Here is an 11,502-nt window from a genome sequence, read left to right on the forward strand (position 1 = left end):
ATCAGACCACCTTGATTGTGCCGACCATCCCGTTCATCTCGTGGGGGATGCAGTAGTACTCGTAGGTCCCCGTCGTCTCCAGCGTAACCTCGTAGCTCTCGCCTTTCGGAATGTTGCCTTCCTGCCCGTTACTGTAGCCGTCTTTCGCGGCCTGCAGGGAGTCGAACCCGCCGGACGCGAAGTAGTCCGCGCCGTCGGGGATCTCGTCCTCGTAGGCCGTCACCGTGTGGCCGATGCTGCCGACGTTCTCGAACGTGACCGTCGTGCCTGCCTCGACCTGGATTTTCTTCGGCTCGTATGCCAGTTCGTCCGTCATTTCGACGGTGCTCGTCTCGGTCCATTCGGACCCGCTCCCGCCGTCACTAGACTCGGTCTCGCCGCCGTCTGATCCGTCACCGCCGCTACCTGAGTCGCCGTCACCGCTACTGTCGGAGCCGCCGCCCGATGAACAGCCAGCTAACGCGACTCCAGCCGCGAGACCCAGACCGCGAACGAATGTTCTACGCGTTTCCATGGTAGCTCACGGCTGCAACTCGAAGACCAACCTGTATATATAGGGAACCGCACTCTCATCTCGCAGGAAGCGGGGCGAATATGTTCGCCCGGAGATAGTGAATGGTGTCCTCTCGTGACGGTTGCCGCGGAATACAACGACTGTGTACTCGTCTCAGTACTCCTCAAGTTGGGAGGGTGTGCCGGCGTCCAGTTCACCGCGCTTCAGTGACGCCTACACCTGTCTGCCAGAGAGCCGCCCGTTCAGCTGTCCACAGATTCCTGTAACCGCGCGAGACTGGTCAACACCGGATACGTCCAGAGTTGCTCTTCGTACATGTACGTACAGAACTCGTGTGTCTCGAACCGGTAGACGCTTGAGTGGAGCTGGTCCTGGCGCTCCTGTAGAAGCGCAGTAACGTCACTCTGGAACGTCTCGCGATACCACTCGGGCACGACTGTGCTGTCGAGCGTCTCGATGATCTCCTGCAGACTGCTGCGGTACTCCAGCATCGACTCCTGTTCGATTTTGACAGCGCGGTCCAGCGAGGTCCGTTCGTCGATTGCTTGCTCGGTCGCTGCCACCAGCGAGCGTTTGAGCGGCGGCGAGAACCCGACGTTCGTCTCGGGGTGAAACAGCGCTGCGTAGTCCGGCCCAAACTCGATAGCGACGTTCTCGACCAGCGATTCGTCGTACACTGACTCGTAGTGGTCGACAGCCAGCACCGTGTCGGCGTAGGCGTCCCGTAGCGCTTCGACGGGGTCTGATGCGGACTGTCGACCTCGCGCACCGACGGGGGAGGAGGGCTGGTCGGCGGGGTCGACGGCACGCAGGCGCTGGAGGAAGTCTTCGAGACCACCTTGCTCGGCCGCGAGCTCCGTTTCCTCCACGTCAAGCACGGAGAGAGCCGTCTCGATCGGCTCGAGAATGTGGTCTCGCCATGTATGCAGGAACCACTGCGTGCCGTCCTGCGCAGGCGTCGTTGACATACTAGTGTCTCGTTCAGTAACAACAATAAGTGTTTTAGTTACCGGACAACACCCCCGTGTTCTGGACGACTATTTATATATCCTTGTCGGCTAGCACCACCGTCTCCGGGACCCATCGTGCGGTTTCGATCTAGCAGCGATTACGGTACTGTAGAACAGCAGCAGATTCCATCAGAGGTAATTATATGTGTATTCATCATTTCTGGATAGAAAAACAGACTATATTAGAGAAGATCCCGAACTTTCAATCTAGAAGTGCGATATACGATATTGAAATTGATAGCTTAAGGATAAATAACTCGTTAGTAGGTGCAAATTGACCGTCAATCTGAACGCCTCGATAAGACAGCGCCCTACGGCTCACAGCACAGACACACTCACAGCTCGGCTGTTACCGATTCTGTCCGCAATGAGTCGGACGGTCATACTGTGCGTGGCATTACTCCCTGTCGGTCGGTAGCGTCCAAGCGGGTGTTCCGGTCGCTCATCGCTCACATCCGGGTTTTTAAATAATGACGGCAACTCTACTGGGGTAATGACCGACGACGCCGACACACAAAACACGGGCCGGCGGATACAGTCCGTGGAGAACGCCTGCGAGATCATCGAAGCCGTTCAGGAGTCAAACAGCGCGACGTTGCAGGAACTGAACGAGCGAATCGAGCTCTCCCAGGGAACGCTTCACACGTATCTTGCGACGCTGACCGACTGTGGCTTTCTCACGAAGGACGACGACACGTACCAGCTCGGTTTTCGGTTCGTCACGATGGGCGAACACGTCCGCAACGAGACGGAACTCTACACCGCTGGACAGGAGGAAGTGGACAAACTGGCGGACAGGTCCGGCGAGTACGTCCACCTGGTCGTCGAAAACGACGGGCGCGAAGTCGCCATCTACGAGCGGCGAGGGGAACACGCCGTCGGGATGGACTACCACCTCCAGTTGCGGGAGGCCCCACAGCACCTCCACGACAGTGCTTCGGGGAAGGCGATCCTCTCGTGTCTCCCGTCCGAACGCGTCGAGGAAATAATCGACCGTGAAGGGCTCTCGCGACAGACACAGCACACGATTACGGACCGAGAGACGCTCTGCGACGAGCTAGAGACCATCCGGGAGCGAGGGTACGCGACGAACGACGAGGAAGAGATTCGGGGCCTTCGGGCGGTCGGTGCGCCGATTCTGGACAACGACGGGACCGTCGTCGGCGCGGTCAGTGTGACTGCACCGACCAGCCGTCTGAAAGGGACCCGTTTCGACACCGAAATCCCAGAGATGGTGATGGAGGCCGCGAACCTCATCGAAGTCAATCTCGAAATGACCTCGTTTGACCGGGGCACGTAACGACGGTGTCGGACACTCGTCTCCATCTGTCGGCGACGACCACGAAACGACGACGGCGTCCGGTCTCCGACATTTGGATAGCTCAAATCTCGGCTGTGCTACTGTGACCGTCGAACGGAGCGATTCACCCGGCAAATGAGCCACAATAACAGTCGTACCATCGTTAGTAAGTGGTCGAGGTAGCGTATCAGGCCCGATAGCCATGCCTACAGGCTGTTTCCGGCGGGTCGCCGCGGGAGTTATACCTGTCGTGGGTGGTCTCTCCCAGTACAGTGCTCCGACACTGCCGTGCCAAGTCTATTTTTGAGATAGTCAAAACACTGGGCGATTCTCTGTTCAGTACTAGGCCATGGTATAGCACGTCTGCGTCGATATTCTGCTATCCGGCGTGGCTTCATCTGACCAGTGTGGCCTCGCCTATGTTGAGCATATCAAAGCTATATTTATCGGATATTCCGCAAATACGCCACTAATCTGGCCCATAATACTCTATAAGCGACGAATGAAGATGTCTGCTTGGTTTTGCTATGTTCAAACTATCTGTCCCGCAGACAGTCCCAAATATTTATTAACAATACCGGTATTGGTGCCGATACACTGTCTCACTCCAGCCGTCGGATGTTGACAGTCAGGACGGAAGCAGCGTGCTGAACGACGCAGCGTACTCGCCCCATTGGTCCCGAAGCGAACGGGCGTACGCACCGGAACCAAGAGCCGAATCCACCAACCAATCATGAGCACACAGAAGGAGCCATCAGAACAAGCACCAGACGACGATGAATCGCCAATCGCGACAGCCCGCCGCCAACTGGAGCGGGCGGCCGAACACCTCGATCTCTCCGAGGGGCTGCTTGAGCAGCTCCGTCACCCATCGAAAACCGTCGAAGTGTCTGTCCCGATCCGCCGAACCGACGGGAGCGTCGAGGTGTTCAACGGCTATCGCGTCCAGCACTTCGAGGTCAGAGGGCCGTACAAAGGCGGCATGCGATACCATCCGAGCGTCTCCGCCGAGGAGTGTACGGCGCTGGCGATGTTGATGACGTGGAAGTGTGCGGTGATGGACCTCCCCTTCGGCGGCGCGAAAGGCGGCATCGTCGTCGATCCGTCGACGCTCGACGCACAGGAGACCGAACAACTGACCCGTCGGTTCGCCGAGGAGCTCCGCGAAGTCGTCGGGCCGACGAAAGACATCCCAGCACCCGATATGGGGACCGACGAACAGACCGTCGCCTGGTTCATGGACGCGTATTCGATGCAGGAAGGCGAGACGGTCCCCGGCATCGTGACCGGCAAACCGACAGCGGTCGGCGGGACACACGGCCGCGAGGAAGCACCCGGCCGGAGCGTCGCCATCGTCGCCCGCGAAGCGCTCGACTACTACGACGGAACCGTCGAGGGTGCCACTGTCGCCGTACAGGGCTTCGGTGCTGTCGGCGCGAACGCCGCACGCCTCCTCGACTCTTGGGGCGCATCCGTCGTCGCTGTCAGCGACGTCGACGGCGGCATCTACGACGAATCCGGCCTCGATATCGAATCGATTTCGGCTGACGGCGACGAACACGGCCAGCTAGGGGACGTCGACGCACCACGGCAGATATCTAACGCCGAGCTGCTGGAACTCGATGTTGACGTCCTCATTCCCGCGGCAGTCGGGAACGTCCTGACCAAGGAAAACGCTGCAGACGTGCAGGCGAGCATCGTCGTCGAAGGGGCGAACGGCCCGACAACGACAGCAGCCGACGCTGTGTTCAAAGAGCGCGACATCCCAGTCATCCCGGACATCCTCGCCAACGCCGGTGGCGTCACTGTGAGCTATTTCGAATGGCTCCAGCACATCAATCGCCGGAGCTGGTCCCGCGAGGAGGTCAACGAAGAACTCGAAGCCGAGATGCTCGATGCCTGGGAGGCTCTCCGGACCGAAGTCGAGGACCGTGACGTCACATGGCGAACGGCTGCCTACATCGTCGCGCTCTCACGAATCGGTGAGGCTATGAACGCCCGCGGGCTATGGCCGTAGCAACGGATGTCCCTTCAGTCTACCCACTCGCGAGACCACAGTCGTTCCGTGTCACCTGTCGCGGTGCTCGGTGTCCCCTTCGCGCTCGGTGCCGACCGGCGTGGCGTCGACATGGGGCCGTCGGCGATTCGCTACGGCGGCCTCAGTACCGCCCTCGATACGGCCGGCGTCGAATACACTGACGCTGGGGACCTCGCACTGCCGACGCTACAGTCGCAGTCGGCGACCACCGACGACGGCGCGAAGTACCTCGATGCGATCGCCGAAATGACCGACACCCTCGCCGACCGGGTGGCGACGGAAATAGCCGACGGGAGCGTGCCGCTGGTGTTAGGCGGCGACCACTCTATCGCGATGGGCACGATGCGTGGCGCGGCCCAGACGGACGAACTTGGCGTCATCTGGTTCGACGCCCACGGCGATTACAACACCCCGACTACGTCGCCTAGCGGGAACGTCCACGGTATGCCGCTTGCGGCCGCCCATGGCTACGGCGACTTCGCAGAGATGCCGTGGGCGACCGCCCCGAACGTCGCCGAGGAGAACACCGCCATCGTCGGAGCGCGGAGCCTCGACGCTGACGAACGAGCGGTCCTCCGTGAGAGCGACATCTCCGTCTTTACCATGGAAGATATCGACAGGCGCGGTATCGGACCGGTCACCGACGAGGCGCTCGACATCGCGACCGACGGCGTCGACGACATCCACGTCAGCCTCGACCTCGACTGGCTCGACCCGGACGACGCGCCGGGGGTCGGGACGCCAGTCCCGGGCGGCGTCACCTACCGGGAGGCACATACGGCGATGGAACGGGTCGCCGACCGCAACGCCGCCGAATCGGTGCTGCGCTCGCTCGACGTCGTCGAGGTCAACCCTATCCTCGACCAGCGCAACACGACGGGCGAACGAGCGGCCGAACTCGCCGCCAGCGCGTTCGGCAAGCGGATCCTGTAGCGTATCGTAGCCATTGAAAATCAAGGCACACCTGATCGCATGACGGCAGTGCGATCAGTGTGTAAATTGTTTCAATTGTTACATCTTCGAACTGCGGCACGCACCCAGTTGTGTGGCCGGCACGCGGGACCGGAACACAGTGATTTATTACCAATGATGGCGATTGTGATAACATGGACCGCAATACTGCGGAGCCGCGTGTCGATAGCCTTCCCGGCCCACAGAGCAGCGAGTGGGTCGAGTACCACCACGAAACCGCCGCGCCGAGCACGTACGTGTACGATTTCGTCTGGGACATCACTGAAGACGCAATCGGTCCGTTCTGTACCGATGCGGACGGCAACGTCCTGCTCGATTTCACCTGCCACGTCGCCGCGTCGCCGCTCGGCTACAACAACCCGAAAGTGCTCGACCGAGCCGACGAGTTCGACATGGTCGACCCGCTGAAAATAGCCGGCCAGGACTTCTACGTTAGCACCGGCGGCTCGCCCGACGAAACGTCGCTGCCGGGTCCCGCCCACCTGATGGACAGGCTGACCGACATTACCAGCCACTACGACTTCGACACCGTCTTCCTCTCGAACTCCGGCGCAGAGGCCGTCGAGAACGCGATGAAGATCTGCTACGACAACTGCGAGACGCCGAAGTACGGCATTACCTTCGACGGCGCGTTCCACGGTCGGACCCTGGGAGCGCTCTCGCTGAACCGTTCGAAGTCCGTCTACCGCCGGAAGTTCCCCGAACTCAGCGGGATTCACGACGTGGAGTACTCCGAGGCCGGGGTCGAGCGCCTCCGTTCGAAACTCGACGCAGACACCGGCCACATCCCGCCCGAGGAAGTCGCATTCCTCATCTTGGAGCCGATACAGGGCGAAGGCGGCTATCGCGTCCCGAGCCCCGAGTTCCTCTCGGCCGTCGACGACCTCTGCCGGGAACACGACATCCCGATCATCGCCGACGAAATCCAGTCGGGAGCCGGCCGCACGGGCGAGATGTGGGCTGTCGACCACTACGACATCGAACCGGACGTCATCACGAGCGCGAAAGCGCTCCGGGTCGGCGCGACCATCTCCCGCTCGGACATCTTCCCGTCCGAAACGTCGCGACTCTCCTCGACGTGGGGGGCCGGAGACATCCTCGGCTCCATGCGCGGCGCACTGACACTCGCCGCTATCGAGGACCACGACCTGCTGGACAACGCCGCCGAGAAGGGGACGTACTTCATGGATCGGCTCCGCGAGGTTTCGGCGGACCGTCAGCTGGTCGAGGACGTTCGCGGTCTCGGCTTGATGATCGCTCTGGAGTTCGATACGGCCGACCGCCGCGACGCCGTGATGGAAACCGCGCTCCAACACGGCCTCCTCACGCTCGGCTGTGGCCAGAAATCCCTCCGGCTCCTCCCGCCACTCGACGTCACCGAGCGCGAACTGGAACTCTGTCTCGACATCCTCGATTCGGTGTTTACCGAGGTTGCAGACCCTGTCGCGTCGGCCTGACCCTCGCGACTTCTGCGGTAACCGAAATGTTAAAATATGATTGATTCGACTGTGGGACTATGCCACGAGAGGCACGCGTAGACAGACGGAGGTATCTGCAGGCAATCGGTGGCACTGTCGCGACCCTGTCGGTCGCTGGCTGTCAATCGGGCAGCGGGGACTCACAGACGCTCACCGCGGGAACAGCGCCGGGCTTTCCGCCGTTCGAGATGAAGCAGGACGGCGAACTCGTCGGCTTCGACGTCGAGTTGCTGGAAGCCGTTATCGCGGCGTCGGAGTGCGAACTGAGCGGGTGGGAGGAACTGGAGTTCAAATCACTCATTCCGGCGCTGAACAACGGGAACGTCGACGTCGTCGCGGCAGGCATGACGATCAACGACGACCGCGACGAAGCGATCGACTTCTCCGACCCGTACTACAGTTCGAATCAGGCCATCGTCGTCCGGGAGAGCGGGTCGTTCTCGCCGTCGTCGCTGGACGACCTCTCCGGGGCGTCAGTCGGGGCACAGAAGGGGACGACGGGTGAATCCGTCATCAAGGACCAGCTCATCGAAGCGGGGACGATTCAAGAGTCGAGCTACAACGCGTACGGCAACTACGTGCTCGCCATCGAGGACCTGCTGAACGAAAACGTCGACGTCATCATCATCGACGTCCCCGTCGCGAACTCTTTCGTGGCAGACCGCCCCATCGAATCCGCGTTCGTCCACGAGACCGGCGAGCAGTTCGGCTTCGGGATTCAGTCCGGTAACGACGAACTCGCGGGTGCGCTCAACAGCGGGCTGACTACCGTCGAGGACGACGGGACGTACCGGGACCTGACCGAGAAGTGGTTCGGACAGAAGTGAGGCCATGGCAGCAATCCTACTCCAGACCGCTGACTGGCTGTTCGTCGCCAACAACTGGGGCCTGTTGCTCGGCGGGACAGCTGTCACCATCGCGCTCACCGTCTCCAGTATTCTCCTGGGATTCGTCGTCGGGTTCCCGGCCGGTGCGATAGAGGTGTACGGCTCGGACAGGGCCCGGCGGTTGGTCGAACAGGTCGGGGTCGTCCTCCGTGGCACCCCGCTGCTGGTCATCATTATGATTCTGTACTTCGGCCTCTCTATCTCCAGTAGCGCGTTCGTCACGGCGACCATCGCGCTCGGTCTCCGGAGCGCCGCCTACCAGTCACAGATCTTCCGCGGTGCGCTCCAGAGCGTCGACGACGGACAGCTGGAAGCGGCACGCGCCGTCGCGATGTCCCGGTTCGAAGCGATTCGGCACGTCGTCGTCCCGCAAGCGCTCCGCAGGAGTGTGCCGGGGTTCCAGAACGAGTTCACCATCGTCCTCAAGGACACGAGCATCGCTATCGTCATCGGTATTGGCGAACTCCTGACGACGGGCCAGAACCTCTACGAAGGCGGGCAGTCGACGGCGGCACTCGAAATATTCCTCGCCGTCAGCCTCGTCTACTTCGTGCTGACGTTCGCGACGAATCGGTCGCTCGACAAGCTCAGTGACTACTACGCCGTACCGGAGGGAACGACATGACACAGCCACTACTTTCAATCGACGACTTGCACAAGTCCTACGGGAACGAAGAGGTACTGGAGGGCGTGGGCCTCGAGATGGACCAGGGCGACGTGACGGTCCTCATCGGCCCCAGCGGCTCGGGCAAGTCCACGCTGCTCCGATGTGTGAACCGACTGACGGAGATCAACAGTGGCCGGATCGCCCTCGACGGGCAGGACGTGACCGGAGCCGACACTGACGTCAACGAACTCCGAAAGGAGGTCGGCATGGTGTTCCAGGATTTCAACCTCTTTGCGCACCTGACGGCGCTCGAAAACGTCACGCTCGGCCCGAAAAAAGTACTCGGCATGGACGCTGCTGACGCCGAGGAAGCCGGCCGGACCCATCTCGAACAGGTCGGATTGCTGGAGCAGGCCGACTCCTACCCCGCTGAACTCTCCGGCGGACAGAAACAGCGCGTCGGTATCGCGCGCGCACTCGCGATGGACCCGGAACTGTTACTGTTCGACGAACCGACCAGCGCGCTCGACCCGGAACTCGTCGGCGAGGTCGTCGAGGTGATGCGCGACCTCGCAGCGGAGGGCATCACGATGCTCGTGGTCAGTCACGAGATGGACTTCGCGCGGTCGGCCGCGTCGGACATCGTGTTCCTCGACGACGGTGAAATCGTCGAACACGGCCCACCGGAGCAACTGTTCCAGAACCCGACAGCGGACAGAACCGAACAGTTCCTGAGCAGATTGCACGCACACGAGGAGACGGCATGAGCACGGCCGAATCGACAACGTCGCCGAATCCGGGGCTCCGTGACCGCGTGGAGACGGTCTTCACCGTCCGCCCCCTCACAGTCGGCCTGGCACTGTTCTGGGTCTGGGTTCTCGCCCGCTGGACCACTGATTTCGTTCTCGCGGGGGTATTCGGGCTTGACCGCGGCACGCCGTTCGTTCCGGCGGCCCCGTTTCTGACGACAGCGGACACTGTCGCCTCGCTCGCCGCGTCACTTGGTGTTGCCGGAGCGCCGCTCGTGTGGTTCGCCGACGCGCTCCGGTTTGCCGCCGACGCGACGGCGTATCTGCCGGCACTGGCCCACGGCGTCTGGACGACGGTGCTACTGACGGTCTTCAGCGTCTGTCTCGGGTTCACGCTGGCGCTCCCGCTCAGCGTCGTCCGTGTGTACGGAGGGCGGTGGGCCCGGTGGTTCGCGCTGTCGTACACGGAACTCATCCGCGGGACGCCGCTGCTCGCCCAGTTGTTCGTCCTCTACTTCGCGACCTCACTGACGCAGGTTCTCAGAGGCGTGCCGGGAGTCGGTGTCGGGTTCGTCCCGGCACAGGCGTTCTGGGTGGCCGTCATCAGTTTCACGCTGAACAGCGCCGCCTACCAGTCCGAGTATCTGCGCGCGTCACTGGAGTCCGTCGACGGCGGGCAGTTGACCGCTGCACGCGCCATCGGGCTCTCGAAGCTCGAAGGGATACGGTACGTCGTCGTTCCACAGGGCCTCCGACTCGCGCTTCCCAGCTGGACGAACGAACTCGTGTACCTCATCAAGTACTCCTCGCTGGCGAGTTTCATCACTGTGCAGGAACTGTACGGCAGGACGAGTACAATCGCTAACGAAACGTACCAGTACACGGAACTCTTCGTGCTGGTGGCGATACTGTACCTGGCCCTGGTCGTGTCGGCATCAGCACTGATGGACCGCGTCGAATCGCACACTGCAACCGCCGGTGTCGGACACACCAGACAATGATTACTCTCTTAGGGTCACCGATCAAATATCTCAGCACATCCCATGAGCCAAACCGATAGCGCCGGAGCACGGCTAACACTCGACCTGTGGCATCCGAACTGCTGGGCTATCGAAGCGACCGACTGCACTGATGGCGGCATCCTGGCACACACGGTGCAACAGACCGCCCAGTCGCCAGCGGCATCGGTCAATGGCGTGTTTACGGCGTACGGAGCCACGAAGTCGGCTGTCGAGGACTGCCTCGACGCAGTCCGTGCGTCACCTCACGCCGGAGAGATACAGGAACTTCAGGCACGCATCGGACACAAGCGCGATGCACCGGGAACCGTCGTCAGACAGTTCCTGCTAGAGTACGACCCAGAAGAGTTAGTCTGCCCAACACTCCTCGAACACGGATTCGTCCACAGCGCGCCCGTTCGTATCGAAGACGGGCGCGAACGGTGGCAAGTGAGCTTCACCGGAGAGCGGCCCGAAATACAGTCCGCACTCGATGCCGTCGAAGCCGACGCCGACGCTGACGTGTCGGTCGAGTCCATCGTCACGCCTGACAGCGACTCCGAGCGGTCGGTGGGTGGGCTCCGAACCGACTCGCTAACGCCGGCCCAGCGGCGCGCGTTCGAAGCGGCCCGCGAGGCCGGCTACTATCAGTGGCCGCGTGGGATTTCGGTCCGCGAACTCGCCGACCAGATGGATATTTCGAAGACCACGCTCCTCGAACATCTCCGAACTGCGGAGTCGAAACTTCTGGACCCCGAGTAGCCCTCCCAGGGACCTGCATCCGGAAGGGTCTACGTCTGAGACGTGCGTGATCCCGGCATCTGCAGCCACCAGTAGGACGTTCCATTTCGAGCCGGTATGATCTCTTGTAGTCCGGTCGGGAGTCCCCCAACAAGCGCGTGCCAGAGCGCTGCTCGGTCGAGCTACCTGCTGGGAGGCCCCGCAGTGT

Annotated in this window: 11 protein-coding genes; 9 read left to right on the top strand and 2 right to left on the bottom strand. The window is 61.6% G+C overall.

All coding sequences use genetic code 11. The features are described 5' to 3' along the window. Position 1 precedes the first annotated feature (1 nt). Both SG26_RS13950 and SG26_RS13955 read right to left on the bottom strand, forming a co-directional pair. Positions 2-514 (bottom strand): plastocyanin/azurin family copper-binding protein, encoded by a 513-nt coding sequence (locus SG26_RS13950; protein ID WP_050007404.1) that lies wholly within the window; start codon positions 512-514, stop codon positions 2-4. Between the two features lie 242 nt (positions 515-756). Further along, entirely contained in the window at positions 757-1,482 is a 726-nt protein-coding gene (locus tag SG26_RS13955) for a hypothetical protein (protein WP_050037872.1), read from the bottom strand. Positions 1,483-2,017: 535 nt separating this feature from the next. Here SG26_RS13955 and SG26_RS13960 point away from each other — a divergent pair. The 9 genes from SG26_RS13960 to SG26_RS14000 all read left to right on the top strand — a co-directional run bounded on the left by SG26_RS13960 (position 2,018) and on the right by SG26_RS14000 (position 11,315). Continuing rightward, positions 2,018-2,824 carry an IclR family transcriptional regulator gene (locus SG26_RS13960; protein WP_014040113.1) on the top strand — a complete coding sequence of 269 codons (807 nt, stop codon included), beginning with the start codon at positions 2,018-2,020 and terminating at the stop codon, positions 2,822-2,824. Positions 2,825-3,557: 733 nt separating this feature from the next. Continuing rightward, positions 3,558-4,841, top strand: coding sequence for a glutamate dehydrogenase GdhB (gene gdhB, locus SG26_RS13965; protein ID WP_008309650.1), 1,284 nt, complete (start codon positions 3,558-3,560; stop codon positions 4,839-4,841). 6 nt (positions 4,842-4,847) lie between these two features. Next, on the top strand, positions 4,848-5,795 hold the full coding sequence (gene rocF / locus SG26_RS13970; RefSeq protein WP_050037873.1) for an arginase: 948 nt from the start codon (positions 4,848-4,850) through the stop codon (positions 5,793-5,795). A 173-nt stretch (positions 5,796-5,968) separates the two neighbouring features. Continuing rightward, the gene (locus tag SG26_RS13975; RefSeq protein ID WP_050037874.1) at positions 5,969-7,291 is read left to right on the top strand and encodes an aspartate aminotransferase family protein; all 1,323 of its coding nucleotides are present in this window, start codon (positions 5,969-5,971) and stop codon (positions 7,289-7,291) included. Positions 7,292-7,350: 59 nt separating this feature from the next. Then, the gene (locus SG26_RS13980; protein ID WP_050037875.1) at positions 7,351-8,139 is read left to right on the top strand and encodes a basic amino acid ABC transporter substrate-binding protein; all 789 of its coding nucleotides are present in this window, start codon (positions 7,351-7,353) and stop codon (positions 8,137-8,139) included. A 4-nt stretch (positions 8,140-8,143) separates the two neighbouring features. Continuing rightward, positions 8,144-8,824 (top strand): amino acid ABC transporter permease, encoded by a 681-nt coding sequence (locus tag SG26_RS13985; protein ID WP_014040117.1) that lies wholly within the window; start codon positions 8,144-8,146, stop codon positions 8,822-8,824. Beyond that, entirely contained in the window at positions 8,821-9,573 is a 753-nt protein-coding gene (locus SG26_RS13990) for an amino acid ABC transporter ATP-binding protein (RefSeq protein WP_014040118.1), read from the top strand. Before SG26_RS13985 ends, SG26_RS13990 begins: the two co-directional genes overlap by 4 nt. After that, positions 9,570-10,556 (top strand): amino acid ABC transporter permease, encoded by a 987-nt coding sequence (locus tag SG26_RS13995; RefSeq protein ID WP_050037876.1) that lies wholly within the window; start codon positions 9,570-9,572, stop codon positions 10,554-10,556. Before SG26_RS13990 ends, SG26_RS13995 begins: the two co-directional genes overlap by 4 nt. A 42-nt stretch (positions 10,557-10,598) precedes the next feature. Then, positions 10,599-11,315, top strand: a complete 717-nt coding sequence (locus SG26_RS14000) for a helix-turn-helix domain-containing protein (protein ID WP_050037877.1) — start codon at positions 10,599-10,601, stop codon at positions 11,313-11,315. The last annotated feature ends 187 nt before the right edge of the window (positions 11,316-11,502 follow it).

It is taken from the genome of Haloarcula sp. CBA1115 (genome assembly GCF_000827835.1).
Classification (GTDB): Archaea; Halobacteriota; Halobacteria; order Halobacteriales; family Haloarculaceae; genus Haloarcula; species Haloarcula hispanica.

Bases quoted from the DNA above. Each gene is read 5' to 3' on its own strand.
- SG26_RS13950 (WP_050007404.1), bottom strand. From the start codon at position 514: ATGGAAACGCGTAGAACATTCGTTCGCGGTCTGGGTCTCGCGGCTGGA.
- gdhB (WP_008309650.1), top strand. From the start codon at position 3,558: ATGAGCACACAGAAGGAGCCATCAGAACAAGCACCAGACGACGATGAA.
- SG26_RS13975 (WP_050037874.1), top strand. From the start codon at position 5,969: ATGGACCGCAATACTGCGGAGCCGCGTGTCGATAGCCTTCCCGGCCCA.
- SG26_RS13990 (WP_014040118.1), top strand. From the start codon at position 8,821: ATGACACAGCCACTACTTTCAATCGACGACTTGCACAAGTCCTACGGG.
- SG26_RS13980 (WP_050037875.1), top strand. From the start codon at position 7,351: ATGCCACGAGAGGCACGCGTAGACAGACGGAGGTATCTGCAGGCAATC.
- SG26_RS14000 (WP_050037877.1), top strand. From the start codon at position 10,599: ATGAGCCAAACCGATAGCGCCGGAGCACGGCTAACACTCGACCTGTGG.
- SG26_RS13985 (WP_014040117.1), top strand. From the start codon at position 8,144: ATGGCAGCAATCCTACTCCAGACCGCTGACTGGCTGTTCGTCGCCAAC.
- SG26_RS13955 (WP_050037872.1), bottom strand. From the start codon at position 1,482: ATGTCAACGACGCCTGCGCAGGACGGCACGCAGTGGTTCCTGCATACA.
- rocF (WP_050037873.1), top strand. From the start codon at position 4,848: ATGTCCCTTCAGTCTACCCACTCGCGAGACCACAGTCGTTCCGTGTCA.
- SG26_RS13960 (WP_014040113.1), top strand. From the start codon at position 2,018: ATGACCGACGACGCCGACACACAAAACACGGGCCGGCGGATACAGTCC.
- SG26_RS13995 (WP_050037876.1), top strand. From the start codon at position 9,570: ATGAGCACGGCCGAATCGACAACGTCGCCGAATCCGGGGCTCCGTGAC.